Source organism: Bacillus sp. TH25 (genome assembly GCF_016650935.1).
In the GTDB taxonomy this organism is placed as follows: domain Bacteria; phylum Bacillota; class Bacilli; order Bacillales; family Bacillaceae_G; genus Bacillus_A; species Bacillus_A mycoides.
Genome location: NZ_JAEKEU010000039.1, coordinates 460,986 through 479,073, shown reverse-complemented (window position 1 = coordinate 479,073; position 18,088 = coordinate 460,986). Strand labels below are relative to the sequence as shown.

Here is an 18,088-nt window from a genome sequence, read left to right as displayed (position 1 = left end):
TCTAGAAAGGTTGAACATTTACAATAATATTTTCACGAAATGAAAACATTTCATAAATAATTGCAAGATTACTTTTCAATTTCTAATTGATGAATTGCCTCTACCATTTCTGCAAAAACTGGTGTGACTACATTTTCATTACTATCTGTTTCTATATCAACTACAACTAAAGCATATCTTGGGTTTTCATATGGAAAATAACCTGCAAACCAGCGATTCACCCTCTCTCCTTTTCCTGTTTGTGCCGTCCCAGATTTTCCAGCGACAGTTAGTGGCAACGAACGGAATGCGGTTCCCGTTCCTTTCTCCATCGTTACAACGGCTCTTAACAACTGTTGTAATTTTTTCATCGTTTCATAAGAAAGCTGTTTCCCATTTAATTTATGATTTTCAAATGTAAAAAAGTCGGTTCCATTTTTATACACTATTTTTTTCACAGCTTTCACTTCCATCTTCTCTCCACCTCTAGCAATTGTCGCCATCATATTCGCTATAGCTAGAGGTGACACACGTACATCTTTTTGTCCGACCATCGTTTGAGCAATCGCTTTTCTACTATCTTTATTTTCTTCGCTTCCCCAAATAATAGCACTCTTTTCTTCTGGCAATTGCTCAAATTCTGGTGTATGAAACACTGAACCTTTCCAACCTACCTTCTCACTTGCTCCTAAGGCCTCTAAATACGTTTCTAATACTTCCCTATCCTTTTGCATTAGTTCATCACCTAATACGGCAAACGTTCGATTACAGCTTCTAGCAAAGCTTTCCTTAAAGTTTAATGACCCCATCATAACTTGTGGAAGATTTTCACCGTATAAATCCGTATTACAGTTAAATGTACGATTAAACCGCACCAAATTCTCATCAATTACTGCTGCTGCAACTACTGTTTTAAAAACAGACCCCGGAAAATGAGGAGTTAACATTTGATTTTCAAGTGTAGATTTATATATCCTCCTATCATTCATCTGTAAAGAAGGCCTACTTACCATTGCTAAAACTTCACTATTCTTTATGTCTAGTAATACTAACCCACCTTTTTTTATTCCGTTTTCATCTATAATCTTCTCTGCTCGTCGTTGCAACGTTTTATGCATTGTTGTTTGAATAGTAACTGGATAAAATGGATTTCCTGGTGAAGTGTATTTCGCCTGCTTCCCAAAAATCGGTTCTCCTTGTCGATCCACTTGATATAGTACTTTTGCTTCTCCATCAGTCAGTAAAAATTCATCAAATGATTGTTGCAATCCAGAAATACCAATTGGCGTTTGTTTCGAAGTTTTTTTCATTTCTCCATAACGCTTTTGAAATTCCTGTTCATTCTCTCCCACATCACCAATTAAATGATTTGCCTCCCCCATTTGCTTCAGTCGAACTTCTGCTGCTACAATACCTAAAATATCTAATTGATTTACCTTCTTCATCTGCTCGAGCGTTAATTGAAATGGGGTATTCTCCTTTCGTAATATAAATGCTTGATTCTTATTTTTCATTTGCAGTCTTATCTCTTGTCTCGACACACCAATGATATGCGCAATTTTCTCTAACATGTCATTTTTTATTTGTAAAAATGGAAAAACAATTAAGACTGGATATTTCTCTTCACCAATTTCCTTACCATTTCGATCTGTAAAATGCCCTCTTCCATTATCTACTGTAAGTGATTGTGTTCGTTGCGTAACACTTTTTTCAATCAGATTGATATTTCGGTCAGTAAATGATTCCGTATCTATAATCTGTATTTGGATTAAACGACAAAGTAATAAAAAAATCACACCCATAAAACAAATTAAAACAATTATAATTCTCCGTTTCATTTTCATAAAAAACACCTCGTCTATTGTAGTTTAGACGAGGTGTTTCACCTTTTATACAAATAAAAAATCACTCGTTTTTACACGAGTGATTTTTTACGTTATTTTACAGAGATAATCTCTACTTGCATTTCTCCACCTGGTGTTTGGATTGCTACCTTCTCACCAATTTGCTTACCTAATAAGCTTTTTGCGATTGGAGAATCGTTAGAAATTCTTCCTTCAAATGGATCGGCTTCTGCGCTACCTACGATTATGTACGCTTCTTCGTCTCCACCTGGTAACTCTTTAAATATTACTGTTTTACCTAATGTTACAACTGTAGACTCTTCACCATTGTCTTCAATGATAACCGCATTACGAATCATGTTTTCAAGTTGTGTAATACGTCCTTCTACGAATGCTTGCTCATCTTTCGCTGCATCATACTCAGAGTTCTCTGAAAGATCTCCGAAGCTACGTGCGATCTTAATACGCTCTACAACTTCTTTACGTCTTACTGTTTTTAATTGTTCAACTTCGTTCTCTAGTTTTTGCTTACCCTCTTGCGTCATAGGGTATGTTTTTTCTGTTGCCATGTTTTCCACTCCTTTTATATACCAATCCCCCGAAAAAAAGAGGAGTTCCATATGAAAACTCCTCCGCTTATATAGCGGAGGTTTCTAGCACACGTAGCACTAGTGGAGTTGTCACATACAACCCCTTATTCTCCAATTCTTCCTTATATAAAGAAGGTATGTATGGAAAGTTGATATAAATATGCCCTCACCTATTGGTAGGTGAGGTTTCATGTTTCATTGTATTCGATAAGAAGGGAAAAAATCCCTTCCTATCGTATATCTTTTACTATGCTATTACAAATTTACTTTTTGTTCAAGAATTGTTGCAATTTTTGTAACCATAATATCAATTGCAACATGGTTTTGTCCACCTTCAGGGATAATAATATCCGCGAATTTCTTAGAAGGCTCAATAAATTGATTATGCATTGGACGTACAACGTTTACGTATTGGTCGATAACTGAATCCATTGTACGACCGCGCTCTTCAATATCGCGCTGCATACGGCGTAAAATACGAAGGTCTGCATCTGTATCAACGAACACCTTAATATCCATTAACTCACAAAGACGTGGGTCTTCTAAAATAAGAATTCCTTCTAAAATGATTACATCTTTCGGCTCAACTGGAATAATTTTTTCTGAACGCGTATGCAATGTATAGTCATATATAGGCTTTTCCACTTGCTCATATGCAAGCAACTGCTGCAAATGGTCAATTAACAAATCATTATCAAACGCTAACGGATGATCGTAATTTGTTTTTAAACGTTCTTCCATTGGTAAATGGCTTTGATCTTTGTAATAATAATCTTGCTCCAAGATTAAAATGGAATGACCTTTAAAATGGTCAAAAATCGCTTTCGTTACACTTGTTTTTCCTGATCCTGAACCACCAGCGATTCCAATTACAACAGGCTTATTCGTCCCCATTCGACTACCACTCTTTCTTATTGAAGTATGTTTTTGCGCATCATATTATTCACATACACTGGTTGATCCACTTTGAATTTCACGATTTGCAACGGATGTCTCGCTGCATCTAATTCGTTTCCATCCTCATCCCAAATTTTCTCCACCGTCTGCGTAAAGTTTTCTATTTCTGGCCCAAAGAACTCCACTTCATGTCCTGGTTTGAAGTGATTACGTTGCTCAAGCGTTACGATGCCCGTTTCTTCATTATAATCTAACACTAAACCAGCAAAATCATACGTTGTTTTCTTACTATGATTTCCAAACATTTGCTCTTGATGTCCTGGAACCCCTTCAAAGAATGCAGGAGCTGTATCACGATTTGCACATTTATCAAGTTCATCTAACCATTCTTGTTTAAACTCAAAGTTATCCGGATCCGCACAATACGCATCAATTACTTTACGATATACAGTTGCTACAGTCGCTACGTAATGGATAGATTTCATACGTCCTTCAACTTTTAAGCTATCAATTCCAATTTCAATCATTTTCGGAATTGATAAGATTAAATTTAAATCTTTTGGGCTCATCGCAAAGTGAGCATCTTCTTCTTGGAATAGAGGAAGCTCTTTTGCATCTTTATGTTGTGATACCGTTTGAACTAAATCATAATCCCAGCGGCAAGATTGACAACAACCACCACGGTTAGAGTCACGCGCTGTCATATGGTTACTTAATGTACATCTCCCTGAATACGCGATACACATTGCACCATGGACGAATGCTTCAATTTCAACATCAACTTTTTCTTTAATTTCTTTCATTTCTTCATAGCTTGCTTCACGAGCTAATACAAGACGATGTAAACCTTCTTCTTTCCAATACTGTGCTGCTTTCCAGTTGGATAGTGATTGTTGTGTACTTAAATGCACCTCAACAGAAGGAGCTACACGTTTACATGTCTCAATAATAAGCGGATCGGCAACGATAATTCCCGTTACGCCAGCTTTTTCAATCCCTTTTAAATATTCCTCTAGCCCATCCATATTTTCATTATGTGCAAAAATATTTGTTGTTACGTATATTTTTGCTCCATATTTCTTTGCAAATTCAACGCCTTCTGCCATGTCTTCCAGCGTAAAGTTACCTGCATTAGAACGAAGACCAAATTCTTGTCCACCTAAATATACAGCATCTGCCCCATAATGGATAGCTACTTTTAATTTTTCTAAGTTACCCGCAGGGATTAACAGTTCAGGTTTTTTCACAATAACGCGTTTGCCATCGATCACTCGTGAAATTTCTTGTACAGTCATTTCCTACACCCTCCTCGTTTAGTAAACCGTTTCTTTAAAGAAGAATCCTGTATCTAACGGACGATTTACCGGTTGTATTTCTTCTATCTCTTTAAATAAATCATCTTTCACGTCATAATACGCATCACGATCTTCTACACATAAATCAATCGCCTTACGATATTTCTTCGTTACCTCAATAATGTACTCAGAACTTTTTAGGACACCATCAATTTTTAAGCTATCGACTTCAGCATCGATTAGTTCCTCTAACTCATCGATGAAACAAATATCATTCGGACTCATAATGTGAGTACCATTTTCATCTTCATAAATTGGATATTTGTTATTACGTTCCGGGTCGTATAAGAACATATTCTCTTCATACTTTTTCTTTTCGATGTCGATATTACGCCCTTGATACTCAAAGTAGTTTCCTACTAGTGAACGCTTCGATTGGAACATGCAAGTCATACCGTGAATTTGCACTTCAAGTTCCACTTCAGCATTTTCTTTTAATTCAGCAATTTCATCTAAGCTAAGCTCACGAGCTAATACAGCGCGTTTCGCTCCTCTTTGCCCCCAATAGTTACAAGTAAACCAGTTTGTTGCTGTCGTTTCTGTATTCCAGTGAAGTTGCATATTTGGTGCAACTTCACGAACAGCCATTAATACCGCTGGATCTCCGAAAACAATCGCATCTACATTTACCTCATTTAAAAAGGCAACATAGTCCGTTAATTCTTCTACTTTATCATTGTGGAACATCGCATTCATTGCAACGTATACTTTCACACCATTTTCATGCGCAATGTTTACAGCTTGTTTCACATCTTCACGTGAAAACTCTCCTGCCAAACGTAAACCAAACTTTTGTTCACCAACCATTACTGCATCTGCCCCTGCTTTCGCAAGAGGTTCAATATCCGCCACCGCTCTAGGCGTTACTAACAATTCAGGTTTCTTCATACTTTTGTCACCCTCTCTTTTTACTTACAGCCACTCCATCGCCAATTGGGAAAATCGTTGTATCATATCCTTCATGATTCATAAGCCATTCATTGTACGTCTTAATACGACGAATCAAACCACGGGTACGTCTATTTTCAATTTTCTCTTTTGTCGTCACAAGACCATGGTACATAACGTTATCTGAAATAATAACGCCACCAGGATTTAATAACGGTTCGTATAAGTCAAAAAAGCGACGATACTGCCCTTTCGCTGCATCAATAAAAATAACATCAAATGTTCCATGTTCTTTCACTTGTTCGCCCGTTTCTAAAGCATCACCGTAAATAACAGAAATACGGTCTGTTACCGAGGAACATTCTATATATTCAAGTGCCTTTTCATATCGTTCACGATTGCGCTCTACTGTCACAATGCGAGAGTTCGGAATAGCTTGCATCATACGAATACTAGAATAACCGATTGCTGTTCCAAGTTCTAAAATACTTTCCGGTCCAATTAAACGTAAAAATTGCAGCATAAATTCCATTCCAAGTCGATCCATAATCGGCACATGGTTTTCAGTTGCATACTCTTCCATTTCAAGAATTAATTTATCTTTTGGATCAATAAATGATAATAGGTACTCGTTAACTGCATCCTCCATAATTGGTCCTCCTTATTTACATGGAGAAGTGCCTCTATGACGCGTCAACCTTTGTCTTTTCACACATAGAATGCAATAAAAATACAAGCCAGTTTCACCCTTAGCTTGTACGTCCCGTTTTGATATTAAAAACGATTCTTCTGCCAGTTTTTAACCCGATATATTTTACCACAAAAAAGAGGGATATGCGACCCTTTTCGCTATCCCTCCCCATTTCACTGTTTTTTCGTAATGTATTTTTGCTTTAATGCATTATGTTCTTCTAATGTTTTCGCATAATACACTTCACCACTTGGTGCAGCTAAGAAATAATAATAATCTGTTTGCGCAGGATCTAACGCTGCTTCCACTGAATGTTTACCAGAGTTTGCAATCGGTCCAACCGGCAACCCTTTCACAACATACGTATTGTACGGTGAGTTTACTTTCAAGTCTTCGTATAATACACGTTGTTTATGCTTTCCAAGCGCGTATAATACCGTCGGATCCGTTTGAAGCGGCATACCTTTCGCTAAACGATTATAGAAAACACTAGAGATTTTCTGGCGATCAGTAAAGCCAGTAGCCTCTTCTTCAATAAGTGAAGACAACGTGAGAAGTTGATGAACATCCCAGTTCTTCGCTTTCATTTTCGCCTCATTTTGAACAATAATTGCATTTGTTTTCTCAAGCATCGGGATTACAATTTCTTCTAATTTCGTATCCTTTTTATAGAAAGAATACGTTGCTGGATATAAGTATCCTTCTAGTGGATATTTAATGTTACTATCAAAAATTTTATCCGTTAATAGCTTCGGATACTTTTGCTGCATTTTTTGGATAAATGCTTTATCGTTTAATTGACGCACAACATCATCTTTATTCCACTTTAATTCTGCCGCAATCACTTCAGCAATTTCAGTTACTTGCGCCCCTTCTTTAATCGTCACTTTATAAAGAGCCGGACGATGTACGTTGCCAGATGACATTTGTTCAATGACATCGTTGGCGCTCATCGAAGGATTTAATAAATATGTACCTGCTTGTAAGCTTTTCGACTTAAATTTCGTATAAAAACTAAAAACTGTACTGCTTTTCACAGCACCTTTTTCTTCTAAAATCTCACCGATTTTACTTGTAGATGACCCCTTTGGAATCTCTACCTCAATCTCTTTTTTATTTCCACTATCAACTGGCCCTAATGCAGATGAAATATACGCATAGACTGATCCACAAACTAAAAGCAGTGCGATAATCGAAATTAAAAAAATGCGTCTACGCTTCTTCTTCACTTGATTCTCTACCAAAATTCTTCCTCCTTATTCAATTGTAGACCGTATACACTTCCTCTATACAATGCCCTACAAACATAAAGCAAAACCAATCATTTCTAAATAATCGGTGACAGCTACTTATTTAAAGCCTTTTTTCATACAACCCGTCTTATTATACTATAAACAATTAAGTAGTTTCGACAAAAAATCTGTCATTTTGCATATGAATACAAAAAAGGCGAACTGTGTACACAGTTCGCCTTTTTATCCATTACTATTCTTCTTCTTGCTCATCAGCAAGAGTGTTAAACATTTCTTGTACCATTTCCCACTCTTCTTCAGATTCAATTGAAAGTAATGTTCCGCCCTCTTCTTCACTTTGCTCATATGCCATTGCATCGAAGATTTGGTCTCCATCTTCGTCTACTTCACCGATTGGAGAGAAGACTACGTAAGATTTTTTGCCGAATTTTTCAGCATCAAAAGTGAAAATAATTTCACATAAATGTTCGTTTCCTTTTTCGTCTACAATTGTAATTTGATTTTCTTCCATTTTGGTCACCTCTTATTTACTATCTAAAAATCCTTGTAAGATCACGACTGCAGCCATCTTATCGATTACCTGTTTTCGCTTCTTACGGCTCACATCAGCTGAAATGAGCAGACGTTCCGCTGCCATCGTCGACAAACGCTCGTCCCACATTACAACTTCTAATTGTAACAGATTTCGCAGGTTTTCTGCAAATTGCTGGCACGCTTCACCACGAGGGCCGATTGTACCATTCATATTTTTAGGTAAACCTACTACTATTTTGTCCACATTGTACTGTTTTACCAACTCAGAAATACGGTCAAAACCAAAGTGGCCTCGTTCTTCGTTAATCCTGATTGTTTCCAGCCCTTGTGCTGTCCAGCCCATTTCATCGCTCATTGCAACACCGACTGTTTTAGTACCAACATCTAAACCTAATATCCGCATAAACTACTCCTCACGATGATGTTTCAAGTAAGACTTCACAAGCTCTTCAATTATCTCATCACGTTCAAGCTTACGAACGATGCTTCGTGCATCTTTATGGCGAGGTATGTATGCTGGATCTCCACTTAATAAATAACCGACGATTTGGTTAATCGGATTATAACCTTTTTCTTGAAGTGCATCATACACAGTTAAAAGTACATCATTTACATGGACACTCTGTTTTTCATCTTGAATGCTAAACTTCATTGTCTTATCAAAACCGTCCATTTCAAGCACCTCACTTGTAAGTAGTAAGTATAGGGAGAAGAACTTCTCCTCTCCCTACCATTGTACACTACTATCTCTTTATTTTGAAACAGATTTAACGTACTCTTGTACAAACGCTAAAGCTTCCTCTACTTGCGCTGGGTTTTTACCGCCTGCTTGTGCCATATCAGGACGGCCACCACCGCCGCCTCCACAACGAGAAGCTACTTCTTTCACAAGTTTACCCGCATGGTAACCTTGACTAATTAAATCTTTCGTTACGCCAGCTAAAATGTTTACCTTATCGTCATTTACAGACGCTAATACAACAACTGCAGACTCTAATTTATTTTTAAGGTCATCCATCATTGTACGTAAGTTGTTCATATCTGCAACATTTACTTTCGCCGCTAATACGTTCACGCCATCAACTGTCATTACTGAATCAGTTAAGTTTCCAGCTTCGATATTGCTTAATTTCGCAGCAAGAGATTCGTTTTCTTTTTGAAGTTGTTTTACTTCAGTAAATAAACCATCAACTCTTGTTAAAATATCTTTTGGATTTGTTTTCATTTTTCCTGCTGCTTCTTTTAATAAACCTACTTGATCGTTCATTAATTCGTATGCAGACTTACCAGTTACCGCCTCAATACGACGAGTTCCTGCACCGATACCAGACTCAGCAACGATTTTGAAAATACCGATAGACGCTGTGTTATCAACGTGACAACCACCGCAAAGCTCTAAGCTGTAATCGCCTACTTGCACAACGCGTACAACATCACCGTATTTCTCACCGAATAATGCCATTGCGCCCATTTCTTTCGCTTCTTCGATTGCTTTTTGAGAAATCGCAACATCAATACTTTCCCAAATTTTTTCGTTTACGATACGCTCAATTTTTTCTAATTCATCAGCTTGTACTTGACCGAAGTGAGAGAAGTCAAAACGTAAACGTTCAGATGTTACAAGAGAACCCGCTTGGTTAACATGCGTTCCAAGTATATCTTTTAATGCTTGGTGCAGTAAGTGAGTTGCTGTATGGTTTTTCACAACGCTACTACGGTTTTTCGTATCGATAAGAGCTTTTACAGCCGCTTCTTTCGTTAATGTACCCTCTTCAACAACAACTTTGTGTAAGTTTTGACCATTTGGTGCTTTTTGTACGTCTTTTACAACAACTTTCACGCCGTCAGCAAGAAGATAACCACGGTCTGCAATTTGCCCACCGCTCTCAGCGTAGAATGGCGTTACATCAAGCATTAATTGTCCTTCTTCACCTGCTTGTAAGCTATCTGTATACTCACCATTTTTCACAAGGGCAACAACGTTACTTTCTGTTGCAACTGTACCGTAACCAACGAATTCGCTCGCTACTTTAACTTCACCAAGTACACCGCCTTGAACTTGCATAGAATCAACGTCTTGACGAGCAGCACGTGCACGCTCACGTTGTTTCTCCATTTCATTTTCAAAGCCCGCTTGATCAACTGTCATACCAGCTTCTTCTGCATATTCTTCTGTTAATTCAATTGGGAAACCGTACGTGTCGTATAGGCGGAACGCATCTACGCCAGAAATAACAGTTGTTTTTTCTTCTTTCGCTTTTGCAATTACTTCAGCTAAAATTGATTCACCATCATGAAGTGTTTCATGGAAACGCTCTTCTTCATTCTTCACAACTTTTGCGATGAAATCTTTCTTTTCAAGTACTTCTGGATAGAAGTCTTTCATTACTTCTCCAACAACCGGTACTAATTCAAACATGAACGGACGGTTGATGTTTAATTTCTTAGAATAACGAACAGCACGGCGTAATAAACGACGTAATACATAACCACGGCCTTCGTTAGATGGAAGAGCACCGTCACCAACAGCGAATGTTACTGTACGGATATGGTCAGCAATTACTTTAAACGCCATATCTTTTTCTAAATCGCCATTACGATATTTCTCACCAGAAATTGATTCTGTTGCACCAATCATCGGCATGAATAGGTCTGTATCAAAGTTCGTAGGTACATCTTGAACGATAGATGTCATACGCTCTAGACCCATCCCTGTATCGATGTTTTTCTTAGGAAGCGGCGTATATGAACCGTCTGGATTATGGTTAAATTGAGAGAATACAAGGTTCCATACTTCTAAGTAACGCTCGTTTTCTCCGCCCGGATATAATTCTGGGTCACTAAAGTCATTACCGTAAGATTCACCGCGGTCATAGAAAATTTCTGTATTCGGTCCACTTGGTCCTTCACCGATATCCCAGAAGTTTTCTTCTAAACGGATGATGCGTTCTTTTGGAACACCCATTTTCTCATTCCAAATTGTGAATGCTTCTTCATCTTCCGGATGAATTGTAACAGATAGTAATTCTTTATCGAATCCGATCCATTTGTCGCTCGTTAGAAATTCCCAAGCCCAAGTAATTGCTTCTTCTTTGAAGTAATCACCGATTGAGAAGTTCCCTAACATTTCAAAGAATGTATGGTGACGAGCCGTTTTCCCAACGTTTTCAATATCGTTTGTACGAATTGATTTTTGTGCATTTGTAATACGTGGATTTTGTGGGATTACACGACCATCAAAATATTTCTTTAATGTCGCTACACCACTATTAATCCATAGAAGAGATGGATCCTCATGAGGAACTAGTGATGCACTTGGTTCTACTGCATGTCCTTTTTCTTGGAAAAAGTCTAAAAACATTTGACGAATTTGTGCGCCTGTTAGTTGTTTCATTGTATTTTCCTCCTTAAATATAAAAAACTCCCGCCCCTAATAAAAGGGACGAGAGTTAACTCGCGATACCACCCTAATTATGAATTGATTATTATAACAATCAATTCATCACCTCATGGTGCCGTAACGTGGCAAGACGGCAGTGATTAGCTGCTCTCAGGATTAGCTTTCTGTTACCCTTCATTTAAAGCTTCTTTCAGCCATTGGAAGCTTCTCTCTATAAATGGACTGTAACATACTTGTTCCGTCATTGATTTAATGTATTATATGACTAAATATAATAGAATTCTCTTAAGTTTGTCAATGTAGATAATAATAATTATATTGTACTACACACATTTTCATTAGCTACATAAGCATCTACTTTTCATTTTAAATATCTTCTCTTTTCCAAAGAGGCCTCACATGAACGACCACTGTCCGAATGACCGCTAAAATAGGAACCGATATTAGTAATCCTACAATCCCCGCAACTTCTCCCCCTACTAGTAACGCAAACATAATGATCACAGGATGCATACGAAGCGACTTACCAACGATGTAAGGCGATAAAATGTTACTTTCCAAAAATTGCAAAATAGCAATCGTAATCCCCGCCTTAATGAGTAAACTCGTTGATACCGTTGCCGCAATCATCAACGTCGGAATCGCCCCTAAAATAGGACCAAAGTACGGGATTATATCCGTTACCCCAATAATAATGCCGAGTAATAACGGATATTTCATACCGATAAACCAAAAAGAAAGAACAGATACTCCCCCTAATACTAAGCAAACAAATAACTGTCCTCGAATATAACTTCCGAGTGACTTATCAATTTCTTTCGCAAGCATTTGACCCGTACTACGCCACTTACTCGGAACTAGTTTCCAAAAAATATGATAAAACTCACCGTAATCTTTTAATATGTAAAATACAATGAACGGAATTAAGAAAATAATGAGCAATGAATCCAATACACCACGTGCTGTGCTCATAACTTTATTTAAAAGCGTTTGTATCTTCATTTCTACACCAACGAAAATTTGCTTTACCTTTTCATGAATAAATGATGGGAAATTCGCTGTTTGTTCTGTAACTCCATCCATCCAAGAATCGTACATTTTTGTAAACTGCGGAAATTGTTCATTAATTTCTTGTAACTGTTTAATAACAACTGGCGTTCCTTTATAAATTCCATAGCCAATTCCGCCAAAGAAAAGAATATAAATGAGCAAAATAGCAAGTGTGCGTGGCATTCCTTCCTTATGGATTTTTTCAATTAAAGGGTGTAATAAATAAGCAATAAAACAAGCAATAAGGAACGGTGTGATCGCTACTTTAAATACAAAAATAATCGGTGCCCATAGTGGCTTGATTTTTAAAAAGACGAGCAAACAAAGAAAAACGAGTAACAATAATCCTAAACGATATATCCAAATGATTTTAAGATTCTTCACACGAAAAACCTCCTCCACCTTTATTTTGAAAATAAATAGGTTAGGTTATGTGCAAAAGTTTTAAAATCTTTTTATACAGACCATACTGTTTTTTAAAGACGTACATATATTTAACATAATAAGGACAACCACCCCTGAAAATACAAAATGTCAAAATATAATCAGGAGGGCTCATAATGATCTTATTTATGCTTGCATTATCCGCACTTTTTATGCTTCTTGAATGGATTTGTATCGGGTTTGGTATTTGGAAAGGCTTCTTTATTCGTTCCTCGCGAAAGGAAAGAGCTAAGCACTTATGGCATTATGGAATGCTTGGCGTTGGATGCTACGGTTTATCTTATCTCTTCTCTGAAATCGGACTTTTATATTTGCATACAAGCGCATAAAAAAACTCCCTTATCATGAAGGGAGTTTTTTACGCCTTATAAATAAGACTTAATCATCTTACGTGCTTTTTTCACATTGCGTTTTGAGAATACATCTTGTTTGCGAGCATATTGATATGCTGCAGCTCCAACACCTAATGCGATTAATGAATTGCGTAGATTCAAAGTAAATCCCCCTTTTCGTTATCCGATCGTTCTTTCATTATCATCAAATAAATCATCAAGAGAGCTTAATGAACCATCTTCCTCTACTTGATGTGTATGGATTTTCCCCTTTGAAACCGATAATTCGATATAACAATTCCAGCAATAAAATTGGTTGACACCTATTTTTCCGATGTCTTTCCCTTTGCAATTTGGACAACTGAACATATGGCTTTCATCTCCTTACAGTCTCCCAGATTCTATTCGCCATTATGTCCAAACTGCATTCATTTATACATTGCTAGAGCCTTTCAACGTTATACGTTTGAAAGTTTCACTATATAATTTCACCTTGTTACATGAAATCATACGGTGAAATGTTTTCCACATCCATTTCTTCACCATTAACCGTCACCATCTGCACTTCTCCTTGTGATTCTTGCAATCGGCCAGCTAAAGTCGTTTGACGCATTGCATCATCAAGGCGATTTACACCGGATTGAAACGCTGCTTCCTCCCCGCAAATAATAAGGAATTTCTTACTCCTTGTAATACCCGTGTAAATTAAATTACGACGTAACATACGGTAGTAGCTCTTTACAATTGGCATAATAACTATTGGGAATTCACTACCTTGCGATTTATGAATCGAGCAGCAATAGGCATGCGTAATTTGATTTAAATCCGGCTTTGTATATGTTACTTCAATTCCATCAAATGAAACGATAATCATATCTTGTTGCTCGACATTTTCTTTCGCATAAAATACTGAAACAATTTCTCCAATATCACCATTAAACACTTGGCTTTCCGGCTGATTGACTAATTGAAGTACTTTATCACCTCTCCGGTATACAACGTCACCGTAGGCAATTTCTTTACTCTTTTCTTTTTTCGGATTAAACACTTCTTGAAGAGCTTCATTTAACACATTAATACCTGCTGGTCCGCGGTACATTGGTGCCAACACTTGTACATCTCTTGCGCTAAACCCTTTCGCCTTCGCGTTTTCACATACTTTTTTTACAACTTCAACAATTTGAGCACCTGCACAGCTGATAAATGAACGATCTTTTTTATTTTGCGCTAAATCTGGTGGAAGTGTTCCGCCTTTTATCGCATGGGCAAGTTGAATAACAGATGACCCTTCCGCTTGACGATAAATTTCTGTCAGCTTGACCGTTGGAACCGCACCTGCATTCAATAAATCTTTTAACACTTGTCCAGGTCCTACAGATGGCAACTGATCTTCATCACCTACAACGATAACTTGAATATTTGTCGGAAGTGACTTGAATAGCTGATTTGCAAGCCAAATATCTACCATCGAAAACTCATCAATAATAAGGAGTTTCCCTTGTACAGGGTCTGTTTCATTGCGCTGAAAAGACCCTTCTGGCGTCCATCCCAGCAGACGATGAATTGTGCAAGCTGGAAGTCCTGTCGATTCACTCATGCGCTTCGCCGCTCTTCCAGTTGGGGCCGTTAATAATATTGGAAATGGATTATCATCACTATATTCATTCGGATTTAATGATACTCCGTGAAGTGACGCATACATTTCAACAATTCCTTTTATAACTGTTGTTTTCCCCGTCCCTGGTCCACCTGTTAATAACATCATCGGCTTATGAAGTGCAGTTTGAACTGCTTCTTGCTGAAGCGGCGCATACTGTACCTTTAGCTGTTCTTCAATTTCTCCTAATGTTTTTAACACTTCTGCTTCAGGGAATGCAGGGGTTTCTTCTTGATTCATAAGACGTCGAATTGACTTTACAACGCCTTTCTCAGAATAGAATAAAGAAGCTAAATACACTCGCTCTTCTTCTATAATGACTTTCCCTTCGCTTTGCATCATTTCAACGCAGCCTACAATATCTTCCTCAGTCACTCTGCCTTCTTGATTATTTAAAAGTGACATCGTTTCTCTTACAAGCTGACCTTTTTCCATATACACGTGACCGAGTTGTAATGAAATATTCTCTAACGTATAAAAACACCCTGCACGTACACGGTCGTCGTGATTGCCCGTTATTCCGATTGCACGCCCTATATCATCTGCTCTTCCAAATCCAATTCCGTCCACTTCTTCAATAAGTTTATACGGATTATTACGAATCACTTCTAATGTCATCTCTTTATATTGCTGATAAATTTTAATAGAAAGTTTTGTTCCAAAACCGTAACCATTTAAAAAACTCATCACTTTCTCGAGCCCTTGATGCTCAATAATCGTCTCATATATTTCCTGCGCTTTTTGCTTGTTTACAACACCACTTAACGCATCCGGATCATCCATAATTTTAGAAATCGCATGCTCACCAAGATGGTCTACGATTTTTTCGGCTGTACGCTTTCCAATCCCTTTAAATAAATCGCTCGCTAAATATTGCACCATACCTGCTTTTGTTTGTGGCAGTTCTTTTTTAAACGTTTCCACTAAATATTGTTTTCCATACTTTGGGTGGTCTTTAAAATGACCTGTTAATGTAAACACTTCATCTTCATGCATACGGGGAAAATGACCGTTTATCATTACTTTTTTTTCGTCGTATGTTTCATTCGTTTCAATGACTTTCATACTGACAACGGAATAGAGGTTTTCTTCGTTGTGGAAAATGGTATGAAGAACTTGCGCTTTTATAAATTTTTTTTCTTCCTCAAACAAATCCATTGCATGTTGATTTCCCATATTTCCTCTCCTTTCCGAGTTCTTTTCACTTTAATGAGCAGTACATCCCCCACCTCTTTCACAATCTTTAGATGAGGGGTAACTGCGCATTAAACTATAATTTCACTTTATTCAGCTTCTTGCTCTAATAAACGAATACCATTACCAGCTAAAAAGTGGTCTGCTTGAATTTCAGTCGCTTTCTTAAATAAAGTAAGAGCTTTCTCGTTATTCTCCTCAAATACGTACGCAACACCTAAATTATAATACGCATCTGCATGCTCTTCATCCATTTCTAACACCTTTTCAAAATAAGGTTTTGCCTCTTGAATATGTTCTAGTCGTGCGAAGCAAAGTCCGCATTGGAAAACAGCTTCTACATCGCCTTCATCTAATTCCGTCGCTCTTTGTAAAAATGGAAGTGCAAGACGATCATTTCCAAGTTGCACATGTGTGATACCTAACATAAATGTTACGTCAGCTGATTGTAATCCCACTTGCATCGCTTGTTCAAATACAGCCTTCGCCTCTGCAAATTGCTCTTGACCGTAATATACATTTCCTAAGCCATAATAAGCAGCCGCAGATTTACCATCTAATTCTAATGCACGTTTATAAAATAAAATTGCTCGCTCACTATCACCTAATACATCTAATAAATTCGCAAAGTTAATGTATCCAAGCGCATCTTTCGGATTTTCTTCGATTGCTTCTGTGAAATTTTCAGCTGCTTCTTCCCAGTTTCCTTCTTGCATATATTTAATACCTGTTTCAAGTTTGTTTGACATATCCTTCACCTCTACAACAAATTATAACAAAGAATGTATTTTCCAAGCGAACAAAAATTCGCTTTATGTAAAAGAAACCTCTAACCGCTAATCGGCAGAGGCTTCTCGTGTTATCCTAAATAATCTAATTTCTTACCACTATGATATACTTCATCAATTGTAGCGCCGCCTAAGCACTCATCTCCATCATAGAAAACAACTGCTTGGCCTGGCGTAATCGCACGAATTGGCTCATCACAAAGAATACGAACTGTATTTTCATCAACGATTTGAACCGTTACTTTATTGTCTGCTTGACGATAACGGAATTTCGCTGTACACGTAAATTCTTTTTCCTTCGCTTTATTACTTACCCAGCCTACATTCGTAGCAATAACTTCATCACCATATAGAAGTTCGTTATGGAACCCTTGATCAACATATAAAATGTTTTCTTTCAAGTTTTTTCCCACAGCAAACCACGGATCACCATTACCACCAATACCAAGGCCATGACGTTGTCCAATTGTATAATACATTAAACCATCATGTTTCCCTTTCACTTCACCAGATAATGTTTGCATCACACCTGGTTGCGCCGGTAAATAGTTACTTAAGAAATCTTTAAAGTTACGCTCACCGATGAAGCAAATACCAGTACTATCTTTCTTCGCCGCTGTCGCTAAACCAGCTTCTGTCGCCATTTCGCGAATTTGTGGTTTCTTTAATTCACCTAATGGGAACATTGTTTTTGATAGTTGCTCTTGGCTTAATTGATTTAAGAAATATGTTTGATCTTTATTGTCATCAACGCCGCGAAGCATTTTATATTCGCCGTCCATATAAGCAACGCGTGCATAATGACCTGTTGCTACATAATCAGCACCAAGTGCAATTGCATGCTCTAAAAATGCTTTAAATTTAATTTCTTTGTTACACATTACATCTGGGTTTGGTGTACGACCAGCTCGGTACTCATCTAAAAAGTACGTAAATACTTTATCCCAGTATTGTTTTTCAAAGTTTACTGCATAATACGGAATGCCGATTTGGTTACACACTTCAATTACATCATTGTAATCTTCTGTTGCTGTGCAGACACCATTTGCATCTGTATCATCCCAGTTTTTCATAAAAATTCCGATTACATCATAACCCTGCTCTTTTAATAAAAGAGCTGCTACAGATGAATCGACGCCACCGGACATCCCGATGACAACGCGTGTTTCTTGAGGTAGTTTGTTCATCATGT

At 37.5% G+C, this 18,088-nt stretch carries 18 protein-coding genes and 1 other annotated feature; of the genes, 1 reads left to right on the top strand and 17 read right to left on the bottom strand.

The annotated features are described in order from the left end of the window. Nucleotides 1-68: 68 nt before the first annotated feature. From JFT89_RS26300 to JFT89_RS26245, 12 genes are all read right to left on the bottom strand, one after another. Nucleotides 69-1,823 carry a peptidoglycan D,D-transpeptidase FtsI family protein gene (locus tag JFT89_RS26300; protein WP_016096082.1) on the bottom strand — a complete coding sequence of 585 codons (1,755 nt, stop codon included), beginning with the start codon at nucleotides 1,821-1,823 and terminating at the stop codon, nucleotides 69-71. A gap of 92 nt (nucleotides 1,824-1,915) precedes the next feature. Next, nucleotides 1,916-2,392, bottom strand: coding sequence for a transcription elongation factor GreA (gene greA, locus JFT89_RS26295; RefSeq protein WP_078213491.1), 477 nt, complete (start codon nucleotides 2,390-2,392; stop codon nucleotides 1,916-1,918). 276 nt (nucleotides 2,393-2,668) lie between these two features. After that, on the bottom strand, nucleotides 2,669-3,307 hold the full coding sequence (gene udk, locus JFT89_RS26290; protein WP_002015274.1) for a uridine kinase: 639 nt from the start codon (nucleotides 3,305-3,307) through the stop codon (nucleotides 2,669-2,671). Between the two features lie 17 nt (nucleotides 3,308-3,324). Then, complete coding sequence (locus JFT89_RS26285; RefSeq protein ID WP_002015275.1) at nucleotides 3,325-4,605, bottom strand: peptidase U32 family protein; 1,281 nt, start codon at nucleotides 4,603-4,605, stop codon at nucleotides 3,325-3,327. Nucleotides 4,606-4,623: 18 nt separating this feature from the next. Beyond that, complete coding sequence (locus tag JFT89_RS26280; protein ID WP_201040917.1) at nucleotides 4,624-5,553, bottom strand: peptidase U32 family protein; 930 nt, start codon at nucleotides 5,551-5,553, stop codon at nucleotides 4,624-4,626. A 7-nt stretch (nucleotides 5,554-5,560) separates the two neighbouring features. Then, nucleotides 5,561-6,202 (bottom strand): O-methyltransferase, encoded by a 642-nt coding sequence (locus JFT89_RS26275; RefSeq protein ID WP_002034114.1) that lies wholly within the window; start codon nucleotides 6,200-6,202, stop codon nucleotides 5,561-5,563. 215 nt (nucleotides 6,203-6,417) lie between these two features. Then, nucleotides 6,418-7,488, bottom strand: a complete 1,071-nt coding sequence (gene mltG, locus JFT89_RS26270) for an endolytic transglycosylase MltG (protein WP_002015278.1) — start codon at nucleotides 7,486-7,488, stop codon at nucleotides 6,418-6,420. Between the two features lie 241 nt (nucleotides 7,489-7,729). Continuing rightward, nucleotides 7,730-8,008 carry a DUF1292 domain-containing protein gene (locus JFT89_RS26265; RefSeq protein ID WP_002034112.1) on the bottom strand — a complete coding sequence of 93 codons (279 nt, stop codon included), beginning with the start codon at nucleotides 8,006-8,008 and terminating at the stop codon, nucleotides 7,730-7,732. Between the two features lie 12 nt (nucleotides 8,009-8,020). Then, entirely contained in the window at nucleotides 8,021-8,434 is a 414-nt protein-coding gene (ruvX, locus tag JFT89_RS26260) for a Holliday junction resolvase RuvX (protein WP_001221204.1), read from the bottom strand. Nucleotides 8,435-8,437: 3 nt separating this feature from the next. Then, a complete protein-coding gene (locus tag JFT89_RS26255; RefSeq protein WP_000348591.1) occupies nucleotides 8,438-8,704 on the bottom strand; it encodes an IreB family regulatory phosphoprotein in 267 nt (88 codons plus the stop codon). A gap of 78 nt (nucleotides 8,705-8,782) precedes the next feature. Continuing rightward, a complete protein-coding gene (alaS, locus tag JFT89_RS26250; RefSeq protein WP_002015283.1) occupies nucleotides 8,783-11,425 on the bottom strand; it encodes an alanine--tRNA ligase in 2,643 nt (880 codons plus the stop codon). A 41-nt stretch (nucleotides 11,426-11,466) separates the two neighbouring features. Then, nucleotides 11,467-11,685, bottom strand: a binding site (T-box leader). 112 nt (nucleotides 11,686-11,797) lie between these two features. Then, nucleotides 11,798-12,865, bottom strand: coding sequence for an AI-2E family transporter (locus tag JFT89_RS26245; RefSeq protein WP_002138436.1), 1,068 nt, complete (start codon nucleotides 12,863-12,865; stop codon nucleotides 11,798-11,800). 176 nt (nucleotides 12,866-13,041) lie between these two features. Between JFT89_RS26245 and JFT89_RS26240 the strand changes: the two genes are divergently transcribed. Further along, nucleotides 13,042-13,254, top strand: a complete 213-nt coding sequence (locus JFT89_RS26240; protein WP_002015285.1) for a hypothetical protein — start codon at nucleotides 13,042-13,044, stop codon at nucleotides 13,252-13,254. A 36-nt stretch (nucleotides 13,255-13,290) separates the two neighbouring features. Here JFT89_RS26240 and JFT89_RS26235 read toward each other — a convergent pair whose 3' ends face one another. From JFT89_RS26235 to mnmA, 5 genes are all read right to left on the bottom strand, one after another. After that, nucleotides 13,291-13,419: a YrzQ family protein gene (locus tag JFT89_RS26235; protein ID WP_002015286.1), complete on the bottom strand. Its 129-nt coding sequence runs from the start codon at nucleotides 13,417-13,419 to the stop codon at nucleotides 13,291-13,293. Between the two features lie 18 nt (nucleotides 13,420-13,437). Continuing rightward, nucleotides 13,438-13,626, bottom strand: coding sequence for a hypothetical protein (locus JFT89_RS26230; RefSeq protein ID WP_002015288.1), 189 nt, complete (start codon nucleotides 13,624-13,626; stop codon nucleotides 13,438-13,440). Between the two features lie 127 nt (nucleotides 13,627-13,753). After that, nucleotides 13,754-16,090, bottom strand: a complete 2,337-nt coding sequence (gene recD2, locus JFT89_RS26225; protein WP_201040915.1) for an SF1B family DNA helicase RecD2 — start codon at nucleotides 16,088-16,090, stop codon at nucleotides 13,754-13,756. 107 nt (nucleotides 16,091-16,197) lie between these two features. After that, a complete protein-coding gene (locus tag JFT89_RS26220; RefSeq protein WP_002088750.1) occupies nucleotides 16,198-16,857 on the bottom strand; it encodes a tetratricopeptide repeat protein in 660 nt (219 codons plus the stop codon). 110 nt (nucleotides 16,858-16,967) lie between these two features. Further along, a complete protein-coding gene (mnmA, locus tag JFT89_RS26215) occupies nucleotides 16,968-18,083 on the bottom strand; it encodes a tRNA 2-thiouridine(34) synthase MnmA (protein WP_002088752.1) in 1,116 nt (371 codons plus the stop codon). Nucleotides 18,084-18,088 lie beyond the last annotated feature (5 nt).